Annotated in this window: 16 protein-coding genes and 1 pseudogene; 7 read left to right on the top strand and 10 right to left on the bottom strand. The window is 75.3% G+C overall.

Annotated features, from left to right (window positions below):
• Positions 1-35 precede the first annotated feature (35 nt).
• From ACIA8Q_RS26345 to msrB, 4 genes are all read left to right on the top strand, one after another.
• A complete protein-coding gene (locus ACIA8Q_RS26345) occupies positions 36-827 on the top strand; it encodes a pyrimidine reductase family protein (RefSeq protein ID WP_360215999.1) in 792 nt (263 codons plus the stop codon).
• A 50-nt stretch (positions 828-877) separates the two neighbouring features.
• On the top strand, positions 878-1339 hold the full coding sequence (locus ACIA8Q_RS26340; RefSeq protein ID WP_360215996.1) for an indole-3-glycerol phosphate synthase: 462 nt from the start codon (positions 878-880) through the stop codon (positions 1337-1339).
• A 134-nt stretch (positions 1340-1473) separates the two neighbouring features.
• The gene (gene murC, locus ACIA8Q_RS26335) at positions 1474-2883 is read left to right on the top strand and encodes a UDP-N-acetylmuramate--L-alanine ligase (protein ID WP_360215993.1); all 1410 of its coding nucleotides are present in this window, start codon (positions 1474-1476) and stop codon (positions 2881-2883) included.
• Positions 2884-2905: 22 nt separating this feature from the next.
• Positions 2906-3313 carry a peptide-methionine (R)-S-oxide reductase MsrB gene (msrB, locus tag ACIA8Q_RS26330; protein ID WP_360215990.1) on the top strand — a complete coding sequence of 136 codons (408 nt, stop codon included), beginning with the start codon at positions 2906-2908 and terminating at the stop codon, positions 3311-3313.
• Positions 3314-3417: 104 nt separating this feature from the next.
• Here the strand turns inward: msrB and ACIA8Q_RS26325 are convergent, their stop codons facing one another.
• From ACIA8Q_RS26325 to ACIA8Q_RS26295, 7 genes and pseudogenes are all read right to left on the bottom strand, one after another.
• Complete coding sequence (locus ACIA8Q_RS26325) at positions 3418-4611, bottom strand: cytochrome P450 (RefSeq protein ID WP_360215987.1); 1194 nt, start codon at positions 4609-4611, stop codon at positions 3418-3420.
• Between the two features lie 134 nt (positions 4612-4745).
• A pseudogene (locus ACIA8Q_RS26320) lies at positions 4746-5285 on the bottom strand (GTP-binding protein); the annotation flags it as partial.
• 55 nt (positions 5286-5340) lie between these two features.
• Positions 5341-5694: a DUF742 domain-containing protein gene (locus tag ACIA8Q_RS26315; protein WP_360215984.1), complete on the bottom strand. Its 354-nt coding sequence runs from the start codon at positions 5692-5694 to the stop codon at positions 5341-5343.
• Positions 5691-6122, bottom strand: coding sequence for a roadblock/LC7 domain-containing protein (locus tag ACIA8Q_RS26310; protein ID WP_360215981.1), 432 nt, complete (start codon positions 6120-6122; stop codon positions 5691-5693). The genes ACIA8Q_RS26315 and ACIA8Q_RS26310 overlap by 4 nt, the downstream gene beginning before the upstream one ends.
• Positions 6119-7981, bottom strand: coding sequence for an ATP-binding protein (locus ACIA8Q_RS26305; RefSeq protein WP_360215978.1), 1863 nt, complete (start codon positions 7979-7981; stop codon positions 6119-6121). Before ACIA8Q_RS26305 ends, ACIA8Q_RS26310 begins: the two co-directional genes overlap by 4 nt.
• Before the next feature lie 107 nt (positions 7982-8088).
• Entirely contained in the window at positions 8089-9099 is a 1011-nt protein-coding gene (locus ACIA8Q_RS26300; protein WP_360215975.1) for an MBL fold metallo-hydrolase, read from the bottom strand.
• Positions 9100-9263: 164 nt separating this feature from the next.
• Positions 9264-10010, bottom strand: a complete 747-nt coding sequence (locus tag ACIA8Q_RS26295; RefSeq protein ID WP_360215972.1) for a hypothetical protein — start codon at positions 10008-10010, stop codon at positions 9264-9266.
• Positions 10011-10419: 409 nt separating this feature from the next.
• Between ACIA8Q_RS26295 and ACIA8Q_RS26290 the strand changes: the two genes are divergently transcribed.
• From ACIA8Q_RS26290 to ACIA8Q_RS26280, 3 genes are all read left to right on the top strand, one after another.
• The gene (locus tag ACIA8Q_RS26290) at positions 10420-11778 is read left to right on the top strand and encodes a DUF692 domain-containing protein (RefSeq protein ID WP_360215969.1); all 1359 of its coding nucleotides are present in this window, start codon (positions 10420-10422) and stop codon (positions 11776-11778) included.
• A gap of 46 nt (positions 11779-11824) precedes the next feature.
• Positions 11825-12925: a TIGR04222 domain-containing membrane protein gene (locus ACIA8Q_RS26285; protein ID WP_360215966.1), complete on the top strand. Its 1101-nt coding sequence runs from the start codon at positions 11825-11827 to the stop codon at positions 12923-12925.
• Between the two features lie 69 nt (positions 12926-12994).
• Positions 12995-13777, top strand: coding sequence for a TIGR04222 domain-containing membrane protein (locus ACIA8Q_RS26280; RefSeq protein ID WP_396317761.1), 783 nt, complete (start codon positions 12995-12997; stop codon positions 13775-13777).
• Between the two features lie 111 nt (positions 13778-13888).
• On the opposite strand, the gene hemQ is transcribed toward ACIA8Q_RS26280, so the two are convergent.
• The 3 genes from hemQ to ACIA8Q_RS26265 all read right to left on the bottom strand — a co-directional run bounded on the left by hemQ (position 13889) and on the right by ACIA8Q_RS26265 (position 17137).
• Positions 13889-14614, bottom strand: a complete 726-nt coding sequence (hemQ, locus tag ACIA8Q_RS26275; RefSeq protein WP_360215960.1) for a hydrogen peroxide-dependent heme synthase — start codon at positions 14612-14614, stop codon at positions 13889-13891.
• A complete protein-coding gene (gene hemG / locus ACIA8Q_RS26270) occupies positions 14611-16044 on the bottom strand; it encodes a protoporphyrinogen oxidase (RefSeq protein ID WP_360215957.1) in 1434 nt (477 codons plus the stop codon). The genes hemQ and hemG overlap by 4 nt, the downstream gene beginning before the upstream one ends.
• 193 nt (positions 16045-16237) lie before the next feature.
• On the bottom strand, positions 16238-17137 hold the full coding sequence (locus tag ACIA8Q_RS26265; protein ID WP_396317760.1) for a hypothetical protein: 900 nt from the start codon (positions 17135-17137) through the stop codon (positions 16238-16240).
• Positions 17138-17142: the final 5 nt, after the last annotated feature.

The raw sequence follows: 17142 nt of genomic DNA, 5'->3' as shown, positions 1-17142 counted from the left end.
CGCCTCCGAACGGCCCACGGTGGAACACTGGGGGCATGCATCAGTTGATCACCCCGCTGGACGGACCGGCCGTCGATCCGGCCTCGACCGAGGCGCTCTCCGCCGTCTACGCGTACCCCGACCAGGTGAATCACGGGCGCCCGTGGCTGCGCGCCAACATGGTGGCCGGCCTGGACGGCGGGGCGAAGCTGGCGGGCCTCTCCGAGGGCCTGTCCGGGGACGCCGACAAGCGGATCTTCGGGGTGCTGCGGGCGCTGGCGGACGTGGTGCTGGTGGGCGCCGAGACCGTCCGGGCGGAGGGCTACGGGCCGGCCAGGGTCGGGGCCGGCTTCGCGGCCGCGCGGGCGGCGGCCGGGCAGGCGCCGGTTCCGGCGATCGCGGTGGTGAGCCGTTCGCTGGCCCTGGACCTCGCCTCCCCGCTGTTCACCGGGCCGCTGGTCAGGACGGTGGTGGTCACCACCGCGGACTCCCCCGCCGAGCGCCGCCGGGCGGTCGCGGAGGTGGCCGACCTGGTGGTCGCCGGGGAGGGCTCGGTGGACCCGCGGGCGGCCGTGGCGGCGCTGGCGGAGCGGGGCTGGACGCGCCTGCTGACCGAGGGCGGCCCGCGGCTGCTGGGGCAGCTGGCGGCGGCCGACCTGCTGGACGAGCTGTGCCTGTCGGTGGCCCCGCTGCTCACCGGCGGGGACGCGCCGCGCATCATCCACGATGCGGAAATGCCTGACGTGCGGCGGATGCGGCTGGTCTCATTGATCGAGCAGAAAGGATTCCTCTTCACCCGCTACCTGCGTCGCCCGGGTCCGGACGATCCCGTGACCCACCGGTCGTGATGCCGTTATGCGATGCCGGGGCCCCGGGCCGGCCACTGGAAGGGACTCACGTGTTCAAGACGGTACTGATGATCGAAAAGGCTCTCTCCGACGCCGACGTGGAGCTGGTCACCACGCTCCACAGCGAGGAGAAGGTCTCCTTCGTCGTCCTGATGCAGCCGCGCGGCAAGCAGGACGAACTGCTGCGGGCGCTGGACGACGTCGCCCTCGGCCACCTCGACAAGGTGGTGCACGAACACGACGAGTCCGAGACCGGCCCGACCGTCGCCACCGAATCGCTCGAACACAGCCTGCGCCACCTGCGCGCGGCCGGGGCCGAGGCGATCGGCGAACTGGTCGAGGAGAAACCCCTGGACCGGCTGCGCGCGGCGGTCGAGGAGCACCGCGCGGACGAGGTGGTGGTGCTCACCTCCCCGCACTTCGTGGAGGAGTTCTTCCACCGCGACTGGGCCTCCCAGGCCCGGCACAAGGTGGGGGTCCCGGTGCTGCGGCTGTTCGCCAGCGACTCCTAGCTCCGGCGGCCGGTGGTGCAGAATCGTCCTTGCGGTCCGCCCGCGAGGACGACTCCCATGCGTCCGCCCGCCCTGTCCCGCCCTCCTCGCCCGCCGCCGGGCAGGAGGGGCCCATCGTCCTACGGAGCCCCGCCTTGAACGACGCCGCGCACGACCTGCACGCCCCGCACTTCATCGGCATCGGCGGCGCCGGGATGTCCGGCCTGGCGAAGATCCTCGCGGTGCGCGGCGCCAGCGTCTCCGGCAGCGACTCCAAGGAGTCCGAGACCGTCCTCGCGCTGCGCGCCCTCGGCGCGACGGTGCACGTCGGCCACGCCGCGGAGCACGTGCCGGACGGCACCAGCAGCGTGGTGGTCTCCAGCGCGATCCGCGCCGACAACCCGGAGCTGGCCGCGGCCCGCGAGCGCGGCATCCCGGTGGTGCACCGCTCCGACGCGCTGGCCGCGCTGATGGGCGGGCGCCGGGCGCTGGCCGTGGCCGGCACCCACGGCAAGACCACCACCACCAGCATGCTCGCCGTCGCCCTCGGCGAGCTGGGCCTGGACCCGTCCTACGCGATCGGCGGGGACCTCGACGCGCCCGGCTCCAACGCCCACCACGGCACCGGCGAGATCTTCGTCGCCGAGGCCGACGAGAGCGACCGCAGCTTCCACAAGTACGCGCCCGAGGTGGCGATCGTGCTGAACGTGGAGCTGGACCACCACGCCAACTACGCCTCGATCGACGAGATCCACGAGTCCTTCGAGACCTTCGTCGGCCGGATCACCCCCGGCGGCACCCTGGTCGTCTCGGCCGACCACGACGGCGCCCGCGAGCTGACCGCCCGGGTGGCCGGCCGCGAGGGCCTGAACGTGGTGACCGTCGGCTCCGCCGAGGACGCCGACGTGCGGGTGCGCTCGGTGGTCGCCCACGGCATGACCAGCGAGGTCACCGTGGAGCTGGACGGCGCCGAGCTGGTCTTCACCGTCTCGGTGCCCGGTCGGCACTACGCGCACAACGCGGTCGCCGCGCTGGCCGCCGGCGTCGCGCTGGGCGTCCCGGCCGCCGACCTGGCCAAGGCGCTCGGCGCCTACACCGGCGTGCGCCGCCGCCTCCAGCTCAAGGGCGAGGCCGCCGGCGTCCAGGTGATCGACTCCTACGCCCACCACCCGACCGAGATGACCGCCGACCTGGAGGCGATCCGGGAGGGCCTGGACGGCGCGGGCCGGGTGCTGGTGGTCTTCCAGCCGCACCTGTTCAGCCGCACCCAGCAGCTCGCCGAGGAGATGGGCCGGGCGCTGGCGCTGGCCGACGCCTCCGTGGTGCTGGACATCTACCCGGCCCGCGAGGACCCGATCCCGGGCGTGACCAGCGAGCTGATCGTCGACGCGGCCCGCCGGGCCGGCGCCGACGTCACCCCCGAGCACTCCTTCGCCGCGGCTCCCGCCCTGCTGGCCGGCCTGGCCCGCCCGGGCGACCTGCTGCTCACCATGGGTGCCGGCGACGTCACCAACCTGGGGCCCGAAATTCTGGAGCAGCTCGCGAACGTTGCCACCAACGTCTGACGTACCCCGACCGGGAGCCGTGATGAGCTACGAGATCGAGAAGACCGAGGCCGAGTGGCGGGAGCAGCTCAGCCCGCAGGAGTACCACGTGCTCCGCGAGGCGGGCACCGAGCGCCCGTTCACCGGTGAGTACACCGACACCAAGACGGTCGGCGTCTACGGCTGCCGGGCCTGCGGCGCGGAGCTGTTCAGCTCCACGACCAAGTTCGACAGCCACTGCGGCTGGCCGTCCTACTACGCGCCGCTGGCCGAGGACCGGGTCGAGTACATCGAGGACACCACGCTCGGCATGCGCCGGGTCGAGGTGCGCTGCGCCCGCTGCGGCGGGCACCTGGGCCACGTCTTCGAGGGCGAGGGCTACGGCACCCCGACCGACCAGCGGTACTGCATCAACAGCATCTCGCTGACCCTGAAGCCCGCCGAGGACTGACGGGCGGCGCACCGGACGCGCACGAGGGCCCGGGCACCCGTACCGAAGGGTGCCCGGGCCCTCGTGCATCCGGCGTGGACCGGCGGCGCCCGGCCGCGCCCGGCTCAGCCCACCACCGGGGCGAAGCGGACCGGGAGGTGGACCAGCGCCCGGTGGAAGGGCCCGGGCCGCCACAGCAGCCCGTCGGCCGGCGCGGTCAGTTCGAGGTCGCTGAGCCGGCTGGTGAGCTGCTCGATCGCGGTGATCGCGATCAGCAGCGCCGGGTCGCGGGCCGGGCAGGCGTGCGGGCCGGCCGCCCACGCCAGGTGGGCGCTCTCGCCGCTGCGCAGCTCGGTGCCGTCGGTGGGCGGCGCGGCCTGCGAGTTGGCGGCCGCGTAGGAGACCAGCATCAGCGAGCCGGCCGGGACCTCCCGCCCGTGGAAGGTGATGTCGTAGCGCGGGTAGTGGGCGGAGAGGTTGGCCAGCGGCGGCTCGTGCCAGAGCACCTCGTCGATCGCCTGGTAGGCGGTCATCGCGCCGCCGATGAGCGAGCCGGCGTAGCGGGCGTCGGTGAGCAGGCGCAGCAGGGCGTTGCCGATCAGGTTGGTGGTCGGCTCGTGCCCGGCGATCATGGTGAGGGTGATCTGCCGGATCACCTCGTCGTCCTCCAGCCCGGCCGGGTGGGTGACGAACCAGGAGGTGAGGTCGTGCCGGGGCCGTTCGCGGCGCTCGGCGACCATCGCGGTGACCACCGCGACGAGGTCCCCGTACGCGGCGACGGCCTTCTCGGTGGACTCGATCATCCCGGCGATCCCGGCCACCAGGCGGGTGCGGTGCTCGTCGGGCACGCCGAACCAGGTGGTGAGGACGAAGGCCGGCAGCTGGCGGGCGTACTCGGCGATGAGGTCGGCGGTGCCCGCCCCCTCGAAGCGGTCGATCAGCTGGTGGGCCACCTCGGCGACGCGGCGCTGCAGCCGGTGGGGTTCGAGCAGCGCCAGGCCGTCGGTGATCACCGCACGGTAGCGCTCGTGGACCTCGCCGTCGCTGAACAGGGCGGTCGGGCGGTAGCCGAGCACGGGCAGCAGCGGGTTGTCCGGCGCGACGGTGCGCTGCCACTCCCGGGAGTCCTTGGAGAAGGTGTCGGTGTCGCGCAGCAGGTCCAGGGCGGCCTGGTAGTCGGTGACCAGCAGGGCCTCGACGCCGGGTGCCAGCTCGACCGGGGCCACCGCGCCGTGGCGCCGCAGCCGGTCGTAGACCAGCTGCGGGTCGGCGGCGAAGACCGGGCCGTAGATCGGGGTCGGGCGGGGGTCGGTGCTCACGGGCGCTCCTCGGCGGCGGAGACGGCGGACGCGGCGGAGGGGTCGGCCGTGGCGGGGTCGGCGGACGGGCCGGCGGGGTCGGCGGACGGGCCGGCGGGGTCGGCCGTGGCGGGGTCGGCGGACGGGCCGGCGGGGTCGGCCGTGGCGGGCAGCCCGTCGAGGACGTGCTCGGCCAGGGCGATCAGCGCGTCGAGGCTGGCGCCGCGCTCGCGGGCGTCGCAGAGCAGCAGCGGGGTGGTCGGGTGCAGGTCCAGGTGGGTGCGCAGCACCTCCACCGGGTGGACCGGCGCGTCCGGGAAGCAGTTGACGGCGACGGCGTACGGCAGTCCCTGCTCCTCGACCATGTCCATGATCTCGAAGGAGTCGGCCAGCCGGCGGGTGTCGGCGAGCACCAGGGCGCCGAGGGCGCCGCGGGCGATGTCGTGCCAGAGCGGGAAGAAGCGGCGCTGGCCCGGGGTGCCGAACATGTAGAGCACGACGTTGCCGGGCAGGGTCAGCCGGCCGAAGTCGACGGCGACCGTGGTGGTGGCCTTCTCCGGCAGGCCGGCCAGGTCGTCCACCGGCCGCCCGGTCTCGGTCATCGCCTCCTCGGTGTGCAGGGTGGCGATCTCGGAGAGGGTGCGGATGAGCGTCGTCTTGCCGACCCCGAACGGGCCGGCCACCACCAGTTTCATCAGCGTCTGGTCCCGGTCGGGCAGGTAGCCCACCCGGCTCGGCCGGTCGGCCGGGCTACCGGAGCGCACGGAGTCCAACGAGGAGCCTCTCGACGATGGAGCGGTCGGTCTGCTGGGCGGGCGGGATCGGTGCGCGGGCGCGCAGGCTGCCCGCCTCGACCAGGTCGGCCGCGAGGAAGACGGTGGCGCTGACCGGCAGGCGCAGGTGCGCGGCGGCCTCCACCACGGTCAGCGCGCCGGGGCGCAGCAGTTCCCAGAGCCGCCGGTGTTCGGGTTCCAGGTCGCCCGGCGGTTCGGCGCGGTCCGCGAAGAGCACGGTGAGCCGCTCGAAGCCGGCGGTGCCGGGGCGGCTGCGGCCGCCGGTGGCCAGGTAGGCGGGCACCATCCGCCTGCGGGGTACGGCGGTCATGACCGGTCGGTGGCGTCCTGCTGCCGGGTCGGGCTCGCGAGCGCGCGGCCCAGCGCTGCGACCTGCACCTGCATCTGGTAGGCCACGTTGCCGAGTTGGGCCTCCGGGGAGGTGAAGACGGCGAGCGAGGTGTTCTCCCCGGCCGGGACGACGATGGCGTAGCCGAGGTCGGACTCCACGACGGTCTGGTCCAGCCGGGGGCGCTCGGCGCCGGTGAACGCACCGGTGAACGCGCGGGCGGCGGCGTGCACGGTGGCGGTCATCGCGGCGACCCGCTCGGCGGAGGCCCGGTCGAGCCCGTCCGAGGCGCCCTCGACGAGGCCGTCGCCGGTGGCGATGACCGCGTGCAGCACTCCCGGCAGTTCCAGCAGCGGGGTCAGCACCCACGAGATCTCGTCGGTGGCGGTCTGGCTGGGCGAGCTGCTCACTGCTCGGCTCCTTCAGGGGTCGGGGCGGGCGGACGGGCGGTGGTGTGGACACCGCTGTCGCCGGCCGTGCTGGACGGGTCGGTGGTGCGGGGCGGGCCGGTCGGGTCGGTGGGGTCGGCCGGGTCGGTCGCGCCGGTCCGGCCGGCGGCCCGCGCCACGGCGGCGCGGCCGGAGTCGGTGCCCTGCTGCAGCGCCTCCCAGTGGGCGGCGGCCCGCTCGGGCGTGCGGGCGGGCGCCGCGGCCGCCGCGGACCGCACGGTGGCGGTCACCGCGGCCCCGGCCTGCGGGGCGGCCGCGGGGGCTCCCGGGCCGTCGGCGGCGAGCGGGCTGCGGCGGCGCCGGCTGGGCAGGCCGGTGCCGTCGTCGACCGGGTCGGCCGCCGTCCGCGGCACCACGTGGATGGCCGGCGCGGCGTGCGGGCCCGGCTGGTGGTGCCGGTCGGCGAGCACCGGCGCCCCGCCCTCGTCGGCGTCCCGCATCGGCGGGACGGCGTGGACGGCGGGTGCCGGAGCCGGGCCGGCACCGGCCCGCAGCGGCAGCGGGGTGAGCACCGACAGCGGCTGCTCGTCGTCGACGACCGTCACCAGCGCGGCCGGGATGCGCAGGATGGTCCGCATGCCGCCGTACGGCGAGGGCTCGATGTGACAGGAGAACCCGTACTGGCGGGCCAGCTTGCCGATCACCGCGAAGCCGGTCTTGGGCGGGTTGCCGAGTTCGGTGAGCAGGACGTCGGGCGGGCCGGCCAGCAGCCGCCGGGCGCGGCGCAGCTGGTCCTCGTCCATGCCGATGCCGCTGTCGTCGATGATCACCAGGGCGCCGCGGCCGCCCTGCTGGACGGTGACCGGGATGTCGGTCTCCGGGTGCGAGTAGGCCGAGGCGTTGGCGAGGAGTTCGGCGACCGTGATGGCCAGCGGCTCGGCGGCCCGGGCGACCACGGCGAGGCGCTGTTCGCGGAGGTGGTTGGCGACCTTGATCCGGGCGTAGCCGGGCACCCGGGAGAGCGCGCCGACGACCACCTCGGCGAGCGGCGAGTCGGTGCGGGCCAGCCCCGGCCAGGCCTCGCAGAGCACCGCGACGGTCTGGATCCGGCGCAGCGCGACCTCGTTGCGGAAGTCGACCTCGAGCAGCCGCGGGTCGTCGTTGTCGTGCTGGAGCTGCTGGACCAGGCTCTGGATCTGGTAGAGCAGGGTCTGGATCCGGGAGGTGGCGCCGCGCATCGCGGCGCGGGCGGCGGCGTCGACCCGCTCGCGCTCGTCGGTGAGGGCGGCGGTGGCGGCGTCCAGCACGGACTGCAGCGCCCGGACCGCCTCCGGGCCGACGGCCTGCGGGTCCAGCGGGCCGACCAGCGGGGCGTTGGCGTGGCTGAGCCGCACGGCCGTGGCCGCCACCCGCTCCTGGGCGAGGTGGCCGATCTCGGCGAGCAGCGCCGCGGTGCGCCGCTCGGCCTCGGCCAGCCCGCGTTCGGCCGCCTCGGCCCCGGCCGCGGCGACGGCGGTGCGCTCCTCGGCGGCCCGGGCGTCGTCCTGCGCGGCGCGGGCCGCGTCCCGGGCCGCGCGGACGGTGTCCTCGGCCTCGCGCACCAGGCCGTCGGCCACCCGGGCGCGCTCCTCGGCGGCCCGGCCGCGGGTATCGGCCTCGCGGGCCTCGCCCCTGGCCTCCCGGGCACCCTCCTGGGCCTCCCGCACCCGCCGTTCGGCCTCGACCAGGCGGGCGTCGGCGACGCGCACGCGCTCCTCGGCGTGCGCGCGGGCGGCCTCGGCGGCCGCCGCCCGGGTGACGGCTCCGGCCCGGGCGCGGGCGAGGACGGCCGCCGCCAGGGCGGCGAGCAGTGCCAGGGCTGTCAGCACGATCTGCGTCATCGAAGTCCTCGGGAGTCCTCGGTGGGGCGGGTGCGGGCGGGCGGGCGGGCGCCGGGCCGGGGCGCGGGGCGGGCGGCGGCACCGCCGGCGGCCGCCCCGGCGGGCCGTCAGTCCCGGCCGGTCCGCGGGCGCGGGATGCGGGCGGCGTCCTCGGCGAGCTCCCGGGCCACCTGGGCGACCTGGCCCATGGCCTCCAGGACGTCGGGCACCTCGGTGCCGTCCAGGTGCCGGTACTCGGCGGCGACGGTGAGCACCAGCCGCTCGGGCAGGCCGAGTTCCGGGTGGCGCCGCTCGGCTATCACCCGCCGGGCGGCGTCCAGCGCGGGTACTCCGGCGGCGTGCAGGGCGTGCGCCCGCTCCCGGACGTGGGCGAGGTAGCCGATGTGCTCGCGGACGCCGTCGCGGTCGAGCACCGGGCCGTGGCCGGGCACGAAGATCTCGGCGCCGGTGGCCAGCGCCTGCTCGCAGGCGCCGATGACGTTCTCCAGCGGCCCGGCCCAGTGCGAGGGGTGGTCACCGGGCTGTTCCGGGGTCGAGCTGAAGATCACGTCGCCGGTGAACACGGCGCGCTGGTGCGGGAGGTGGACCATCAGGTCGCCGCCGGTGTGGGCGGCGGGGAGGCTGGAGATCTGCACCGGGTAGTCCCCCACCCGCAGCTCCAGCTCACCGGTGAAGACGGTGTCCGGGCGGACGGGATCGGTGTCGGACCAGTCGAACCGCCCGAAGTGCTCCTTCAGGTAGCCGCCGAGCGCGGAGTCCGGGTCGCTGCCGGTGACCAGCGCGTGCTGCTGCCGGGGGGTGGGCTCCCAGTGGATGTGCTCCAGCGCCTCGCGGGTGGCGATCACCTCGGCGTCCGGCACGACTCCGGCGCCCCACAGGTGGTCGCCGTTGGCGTGGGTGACGACCACCCGGTCGATCCCGACCCCGGCCGGCAGCAGACGGCGGCTGGCCGCGAGGAACTCGCCGGCCAGGGCGGGGTCGTAGGGTGTGTCGATCCAGAGCGCGGTCTTCTCCGAGGCCAGCAGCCCGCAGTTGGCCAGGCCCCAGCCCCGCTTCGGGGGGAGCCACACGTACAGGTCCTCGGCAATCGCGCTCACGTTCGCACGGTTGATCGTCATGTGCGCGATTATGCCCATGCCGACTCGACAACGCGGCAAAACCTGCACGCACTGCAGGAGTTGATGCCCCAGACTCTCCCGAGCTGTCCGGATTCGACCCTCGTGGTCGAGACCAATCGTCTCACTGTCCGGACGATTTGTGGACACTCGGGGCGGATCCCGGCTCAGAGCGGGGGCAGGACGCGACACACCTCGACCGTGACGTCCACGGTGTCCAGACCGATGACCCGCCCCTCCACCGCGACGAATCCTTTCTCCCCCGAGCGGAACAGCGCGGCCAGCGCGGACTTGCGGCCCGCCCCCGCCAGCGCCTCCACCGCCATCGCGGAACCGAAGGCGAACACCCCGCAGAGCACGATGCACGGCGCCTGCCGGGACGTCCGGGTGACGAAGATGAACCCGTGGTCCCGGATCAGTTCCCCGGCCGCGTTGTACAGCGCCTCGAAGGTCATCCCGCCCCACCGGGCGCGGGCCGCGTCCGGGTACTCGACGCGGAAGTCCGGGAACACCGATTCCAGTACGCCGCCGGAGTAGGAGTTGACGCCCGGTCCGCCGATCGAGAAGGTCGGCATCCGCGGATCCTGCGCACCGGCCACGACCAGTTCGATCGTCGCCTTCCGGTTGACCTTCCGCAGCAGGTCGATCAGCTGCGCTATCGCCCGGGCCTCCGCCATCGGCATGAACAGCACGTTCTTGGGCTCCCGGCTGGTCAGCCGGCAGCCGTCCGAGGCGTAGGCGAACTCCGCGACCTCCAGGCTGGGCGTGACGATCTGCACCCGGCCGTACGGGGCGAGCAGCGCCCGCAGGAATCCGTACCGCAGGAACAGCCTCGTCCGGGCGAGGGAGCGGGCCGCGAGGAACCCGATCACGGCCGGGACCGATGCGATCAGAACCTGGAGCAGGATCTCCATATGATCCCCCGGGGGAAGACTCGGCCACGAACTGTGTCCCGTCAGGTAAATCCCCGCCCGCGGCCGGAAATACCCACACCACCGCAATTCGACCCGCCGGAAGATCCGAACTCCTCCCCGCGGGCGCCGGATCCACCGGGCCGGGGGTTCGCGGGCCGTCCGCGGTGCGCCGTCGCGCGCCCCCGCCCACCCCCGGGACCGCCCCCCACCTGCGAGGACGTCAGGATCCGGGGGTTACAGTCCTACCGCGTCAGAACCCAAGCTCAAATAATGCTCTGAGAAGACCGGTCGAGGCTTGGCAGCCACCCCGCCCGGGGACATCCTCAGCATCACGGCCGCGCGGTCCTGGCGACGACGCCCGCACCGTCCGACGGCCGTTCCCACCCAGCCCTCCGAAGGGGGCGAACCGATGACCTCCCCTGCACTTGACCTGCCCGCACGGGCAGCCGCCGGCACCGCCGCCCCGAGCCGCCCGGGCACCCGCCCGGACGTCACCCTCGGCGTGGGCCTCGGCTGGCGCAGCGAGATCGACACCGTCGTCGAACGCCAACCGGGCCTCGACTGGGTCGAGGTGGTCGCCGAGAACATCTGCGCCGACCACCTCCCCGAGTCCCTCACCGCACTGCGCGCCCGCGGCGTCACCGTCGTCCCGCACGGCGTCGCCCTCGGCCTCGGCGGCGCCGACCGACCCGACCCGGACCGGCTCGCCCGGCTCGCCGGGGCGGCCCTCGCGCTCGGCTCCCCACTGGTCACCGAACACCTGGCCTTCGTCCGGGCCGGCGGCCTGGAGGCCGGCCACCTGCTGCCCGTCCCGCGCACCCGGGAGTCCCTGCGGGTGATCGCCGAGAACGTCCGGATCGCCCAGGACCAGCTCCCGGTGCCGCTCGCCCTCGAGAACATCGCCGCCCAGCTGGCCTGGCCCGGGGACGAACTGACCGAGGGGCAGTTCCTCGCCGAACTCGTCGAACGCACCGGCGTCCGGCTGCTGATCGACGTCGCCAACCTGCACACCAACCGGGTCAACCTCGGCATCGACCCGGCCGCCGAACTCGACCGGCTCCCGCTGGAGGCGATCGCCTACGTGCACGTCGCCGGCGGCCGGATGGTCGACGGCGTCTGGCACGACACCCACGCCCACCCGGTCACCCAGCCGGTCCTGGACGTCCTGGCCGAACTCTGCGCCCGGATCACGCCTCCCGGCGTCCTGCTCGAACGGGACGCCGGCTTCCCGCCGCCCAGTGAGCTGGCCGGCGAACTGGACGCCATCCGCGGGGTGCTGGAGGGGAGCACCCCGCGGACGGCCCACCCGGCCGCCACCCGGACCGGGGCACCGCGGCGGAGCGGGCGCACGGACACCCGCACCGAAACGCCGCTCCCGGGCGAGCGCGCGAACCTCCGCCGCCGGCAGGAGGAGCTGCTGGCCGCCCTGGTGGCCGGCGGGCCCGTCCCGGCCGGCTTCGACCCGGCGCAGGTCCGCGCCCAGTCCACCGGGCTGGCCACCAAGCGGCGCGACACCGCCGCCAAGGTGGCGCCCGAACTGCCCCGCCTGCTCGGCGACCGGTACGGGCCGCTGTTCCTCGCGTACGCCCGCACCCACCCGCAGACCGGCGGCTACCGGGCCGACGCCCGGGCCTTCGCCGAGTGGGTGCTCACCGACGGCGGCCCGCCGGCCGCCGAGCACCGCCGGGCGCTGGAGCAGTGGCTCCGCCCGGCCGACGAGCGGCCGTCCGGCCCGCTCGCCCGCCTGCGCCGGGCCCTGCGGCGCTGACAGTCCTTCTCCACAGCACGACACCGCACACTCCGGGGGAACGCCCATGTGGCACGACACCTACTTCCTGATCCCCGCCGCCCTGCTGGCGGCGGCCGTCCTGTACGCCTCGCAGACCCGCCAGCGGGTCGGTCACGTGCCGCGGGCCATGGGCCTGCCCGGGCGCGGCCTGCCGCTGCTGGACGCCGCGTTCCTGGCCGGCGGTCCGGGCCGGGTCTTCGACACCGCACTGGTCCGGATGCACATGGCCGAGCGGGTGGTGATCAGCCGCGCCGGCCTGGTCACCCTGGTCGACCGCCGGCCGTACGACGCGGTCGACCAGGCCGTGATGGACGCCGTCGGCCCGACCGGCAGCCGGGAGATCGCCGCGCTGCGCCGGGAGGTGATGCGCTCGGCCGCCGTGCAGGAGATCGGCGACCGGCTCTCCGACCGCGGGCTGATGCGCCGCCCGGACCGGCTGCGGCGGGCCCGGACCGCGCACCTGCTGCTCCGGCTCGCGGTGCTGGACGTGCTGGCCTTCACGGTCCTCGCCGTGGTCCTCGACGACGGCGAGCCCGGCTACGACCGCGTCTCGTTCTGGGTCCCCGGGTTCCTGCTGCTGGTGGGCCTGGTGGCGCTGGCCGTCACCCGGCCGCACCGGGGCCGGATCACCCCGGCCGGTCGGCGCCAGCTGGCGCTGATGCACGGCAGCACCCCGTGGCGGCCCAGCGCGGGGCTGTCCCCCGCGCTGGCGGGCGGCGCGCTGCTGGGCGCGCTCGCGCTCGGCGGGCTGGCCGCGGCCGGGCTGGACGACCAGGAGCTGGAGGCGGCGATGCTGGAGGCCTCGGCCGAGGAGGAGGCGATGCGGCAGGCGTCCGCGGGCGCCTTCGCGTCCTCGTCCTCCTCGTCCTCCTCCTCGTCGGGTTCCTCCTGCGCCTCCACCACCACCTGGTGCGGCTCCTCCTCCGACTCCGGTTCGTCCGGTTCGTCCGGCTGCGGCGGGAGCAGCAGCTGCGGTTCGTCGTCGTCGAGCTGCGGGTCCTCGTCCAGCAGCTGCGGGTCCTCCTCGTCGAGCTGCGGCTCCTCGTCCAGCAGCTGCGGGTCGTCCTCGTCCAGCTGCGGCTCCTCGTCCAGCAGCTGCGGCGGTGGCGGCGGCTGCGGGTCCTGACGTCACAGTTCGGTATCGCGCACCGGGAAGCCGTTCCCCGGGCCGTCGGACCAGGCATACAACAAGCCCATGTGGTTGCTGTTCCTGATACCGGCGTGCGTCGCGGCGGTGCTGTCCTGCCTCCGGCTGGTGCGGACGACCGCGACCGCCGACGCCCTGGCCGAGCAGGACGGGCTGCACCCGCCCGAGGCCGTCGGGATCGGGCTGTACGAGACGGCCTACCTGGCCGGCGGACCGGACCGGGTGGTCGAGCTCGCCCTCGTCCTGATGGCCGGCCGGGGGCGGCTGCACCTGGCGCACACGGGGTGGACGACGGTGGTCGACCCCCGGGGCCGCAGCCGCCTGGAGCGCGCGATCGTCGCCACCGTCGGCCCCGAGGGCCAGTGCCGCACCGACGAGCTGCGCCGGGCGATGGCCGGGCACCCGACGGTGCTGGAGATGGGCGCCCGGCTCTCGCTGGCCGGCCTGGCGACTCCGGCCCTGATCCAGCGCAGCACCGTCCTGGTGGTCCGGCAGGTGCGGCACGCACTGCTGCTGACGCTGGTCCTGCTGGCGGCCGCGCTGGCGCTCAGCGGCTTCACCGGTGGTGACGCGCTCGCCCCCCTCGCCTGGTTCTCGCTGCCGCTGGTGCTCACCGCGGGCACGCTGCTGATGGCCCGGGTGGACGTCTACCCCTACACCCGCTGGGCCTCCCCGATCGGTCAGGAGGTGCTGCGCGAGGTGCGCCCGGCCCGCCAGCGCGGCCTCGCCGACGACGAGGAGCGCGAACTGCTCACCGCCGTCGCCATGAACGGCCCCGCCGCCCTCGCCGACCCGCGGCTGCGCGCCGCGCTGCGCCCGCACCGCACCTGAACCCGCGGGCCCGTCGGCCGGACGGCGCACGGTCCCACCGGACGGACCCCGGACGGACCGGAGGCCGGCTCCCCGAGCGGGAACCGGCCTCCGGACACGACGAGCCGCAGGTCAGGCCAGGCCGCCCAGCAGCTCGCTGACCGGCTTGCGGCGGCCGGTGAAGAACGGCACCTCCTCGCGGACGTGCAGCCGGGCCCGGGAGGGGCGCAGGTCGCGCATCAGGTCGACGATCCGGTGCAGCTCGTCCGCCTCGAAGGCGAGCAGCCACTCGTAGTCGCCGAGCGCGAACGAGGCCACCGTGTTGGCCCGCACGTCCGGGTAGCCGCGCGCCATCTGGCCGTGCTCCGCGAGCATCGCGCGCCGCTCGGCGTCCGGCAGCAGGTACCACTCGTAGGAGCGGACGAACGGGTAAACGCAGACGTAGTCGCGCGCGCGCTCGTCGGCGAGGAACGCCGGGATGTGCGACTTGTTGAACTCGGCCGGGCGGTGCAGCGCCATGTTCGACCAGACCGGCTCCAGCCGGCGGCCCAGGGCGGTGCGGCGGAAGCGGTTGTACGCCTCCTGCAGGTCGTCCGAGTCGGCGGCGTGCCACCAGACCATGATGTCGGCGTCGGCGCGCAGACCGGAGACGTCGTAGGTGCCGCGCACGGTGACGTCCTTCGCGGCCAGCTGGGCGAAGAGCTCGTCCACCTCGGCGGCGAGGGCGGTGCGGTCCTCGGGCAGCGCGCCCTCGAGCTTGAACACCGACCACATCGTGTAGCGGATGACCTGGTTCAGGTCGCGTGCCTTCTTCTTCTCGGGCTGCTGCTCCGGCTGCTGCTCAACGGTCTCAGTCATGCGCCCATTCTCCTCTCCGTGGGTCCTTCCCCGGTCGCCGGGGTCAACAGTCCGTCGAGGGCCGCCACCGCGGCGGCCGCCGATCCGATGCACGCCGGGATGCCCACCCCGTCGTAGGCGGCGCCGCACAGCGCCAGCGCACCGACCCGCTCCGCGGCCGAGCGCACCCGGGCCACCCGGTCCAGGTGTCCGACCGGATACTGCGGCAGGCCGGCCCGGAAGCGTGAGACGGCGGTGGCGTACGGCCGTGCGGTCAGCCCGACGGCCTCGCCGAGGTCGGCCAGCGAGCGGGCCACCAGCTCCTCGTCGGGCAGCTCCAGCGCCTCCTCCTCGCGGTGGCGGCCGAGCGAGGTGCGCAGCAGGAACGCGTCCGGTGCCGAGCGCTCCAGCCAGCCCCACTTGTTGGAGGAGAAGGTCGAGGCCTTGATCCGCCGCCCGTCGACCGGCGGCACCAGGAAGCCGCTGCCGGCCGGCGCCCCGGCCAGGTCGGAGCGGCGGAACGCCATCGTCACCAGGGCCATCCCGGCGTACTCGACGGCGTCCAGCCCGGCGGCGGCCGCGGGGGCGTCGGTGCGCAGCAGTCGGGCCGCGGCCGATGCCGGGGCGGCCAGCACCACGGCGTCCGCGTGCAGCGCGGTGCCGTCGCCGGTCAGCACCCGCCAGCCGTCGGGGGTGCGGCGCAGCTCCGTCACCGGGGTGTCGGTGCGCAGGTCGGCGCCGGCCTTCGCGCACGCCGCGGCGACCGCCTCCGGCAGGGTGCCGATGCCGCCGCGCAGGCCCTGGAAGACCGGGGTGCCGACCACCGCGGGCCGCGAGGCGAGCCGGTGCACCCCCTCGACCAGCGAGCCGCCGCCGCGGGCGATCGGCAGCAGCTGCGGTACGGCGGCGCGCAGCGAGATCTCCTCGGCCCGCCCGGCGTAGACGCCGCCGAGCAGGGGTTCGACCAGCCGGTCGACGACCTCCTGGCCGAGCCGGTCGGCGACGTAACGGCCGATCGCCACGTCCTCGCCGACCTCGGTGGTGCGCTCGTGCCGGGCCCGGTCCAGCCCCTCGGCGGTGAGCACCCCGGAGGCGGCCAGCGCGTCGAGGTCGCCGGGGACGCCCATCACCTGGCCGCCCGGCAGCGGGCGCAGCGCGCCCCGCGTCCAGATCGCGGCCTTCGCGGTGGTCGGCGGCTCCAGCGCGTCGGCGAGGCCGACCGCCCGGGCCAGCTCCACCGCCTCCGGTCGCCGGGCCAGCACCGACTCGGCTCCGAGGTCCACCCGGACCCCGCCGACCTCGCCGCCCCACAGCTTGCCGCCGAGCCGTTCCGACGCCTCCAGCAGCGTGACCCGGGCCCGGGCCGGCCCTCCGGCCGCCCCGCTCAGGAAGGCGGCCGCGGCCAGGCCGGCGATCCCACCACCGATGACGACGACGTGTGCATCCGACATGCTCCGCAGTCTCGCAGGTCTTTACCCGGAGTCCTCAATCCGCTGCACGCCCGGCCCCCGGCGCGGGCCGGAGCACCCCACCGGAACCGCCCGCGCAGGCCCGTACCGCGCCCCCGGGGAACGGCGCGGGGCCGGGGCCGGACGCACCCCGCAGGGTGGTCCCGCCCCGGCCCCGCCGGTGGTGGTGCGCGGATCAGACGGTGTCGGCGTACCAGATCCGGCTCGGCGGCTCGGCGGCCTCGGTGGCCGCGCTGAACCGCTTGGGCACACCGGGCCGCAGCGCGGGCTTCAGCACCCGCCAGGTCCGCTCGACGGCCTCACCGGTGAAGCCGTCGAACTCCGGCGTCACCCGGATCAGCACCGCCCCGCCGGGGAGTTCGGCCACCTCGTGGAAGCCCCCCGCGGCGAGGGCCGCGGTGCCGCCGAGCTCGCGGGCGATCTCGCGCGGGACGACCGTCAGCCACTCGTACCCGCGCAGCAGCCGCCGCGACTGCGGCAGCGTCATCCCGGGCAGCGGAGGCCCGACCCGCTCCTCGTGCTCGGTGCGCCCGAGCGTCCGCGCGTAGCCGATCTGCGCGTAGGACGGGTCGACCTCCTGGGCGAAGTCCCGCAGCAGCTCCGTCCAGCCGGCCTGTTCGGCCGGCCCGAAGCGGCCCTCGGGCGCCTGTGCGGAGAGCCTGACCCAGTCCTCGCAGTCCTCGTCCCGGGCGACGCCCATCCGCAGCAGCGGTTCGCCGGGCAGGCCCTCGCCGTCCAGCCGGTAGAGCGCGAGCTCCGCCAGCTGGACGTCCCCGGCCAGCCAGGTCTGCAGCTTGGGCAGGTTCTTCCGGGTCAGGACCTTGGCGCGGTGGGTGATCCGGCCGGTCCTGCGGTTGACGGTGTCGGCCGACACGAAGCCCCAGAGGGCTCCGGCCGGGCCGCAGGGCACCGCCTTGGTCAGCGAGTCCTCGGCCAGGTCGGTGCTGTCGAGGACCGCCTGGAGGGTGGGACCCTCCAGGCGCTCCGCACCCTCGACGAGCCAGCGCCGGGCGAGGTCGGCCAGCGCCTCGGCGCCGGCGTACTCGGTGTCGATCTCGCAGCGGATCGTGTGCATGGGCT

It is taken from the genome of Kitasatospora sp. NPDC051705 (genome assembly GCF_044453265.1).
GTDB lineage: Bacteria > Actinomycetota > Actinomycetes > Streptomycetales > Streptomycetaceae > Kitasatospora.
This window is presented reverse-complemented; position numbering and strand designations above follow the sequence as displayed.

What these genes read in the sequence shown, in the direction of transcription:
- ACIA8Q_RS26345 (WP_360215999.1), top strand. Translation starts at nt 36, where the DNA reads ATGCATCAGTTGATCACCCCGCTGGACGGACCGGCCGTCGATCCGGCC.
- msrB (WP_360215990.1), top strand. Translation starts at nt 2,906, where the DNA reads ATGAGCTACGAGATCGAGAAGACCGAGGCCGAGTGGCGGGAGCAGCTC.
- ACIA8Q_RS26315 (WP_360215984.1), bottom strand. Translation starts at nt 5,694, where the DNA reads ATGACCGCCGTACCCCGCAGGCGGATGGTGCCCGCCTACCTGGCCACC.
- ACIA8Q_RS26305 (WP_360215978.1), bottom strand. Translation starts at nt 7,981, where the DNA reads ATGACGCAGATCGTGCTGACAGCCCTGGCACTGCTCGCCGCCCTGGCG.
- ACIA8Q_RS26300 (WP_360215975.1), bottom strand. Translation starts at nt 9,099, where the DNA reads ATGACGATCAACCGTGCGAACGTGAGCGCGATTGCCGAGGACCTGTAC.
- ACIA8Q_RS26295 (WP_360215972.1), bottom strand. Translation starts at nt 10,010, where the DNA reads ATGGAGATCCTGCTCCAGGTTCTGATCGCATCGGTCCCGGCCGTGATC.
- ACIA8Q_RS26290 (WP_360215969.1), top strand. Translation starts at nt 10,420, where the DNA reads ATGACCTCCCCTGCACTTGACCTGCCCGCACGGGCAGCCGCCGGCACC.
- ACIA8Q_RS26285 (WP_360215966.1), top strand. Translation starts at nt 11,825, where the DNA reads ATGTGGCACGACACCTACTTCCTGATCCCCGCCGCCCTGCTGGCGGCG.
- ACIA8Q_RS26280 (WP_396317761.1), top strand. Translation starts at nt 12,995, where the DNA reads ATGTGGTTGCTGTTCCTGATACCGGCGTGCGTCGCGGCGGTGCTGTCC.
- hemQ (WP_360215960.1), bottom strand. Translation starts at nt 14,614, where the DNA reads ATGACTGAGACCGTTGAGCAGCAGCCGGAGCAGCAGCCCGAGAAGAAG.
- hemG (WP_360215957.1), bottom strand. Translation starts at nt 16,044, where the DNA reads ATGTCGGATGCACACGTCGTCGTCATCGGTGGTGGGATCGCCGGCCTG.
- ACIA8Q_RS26265 (WP_396317760.1), bottom strand. Translation starts at nt 17,137, where the DNA reads ATGCACACGATCCGCTGCGAGATCGACACCGAGTACGCCGGCGCCGAG.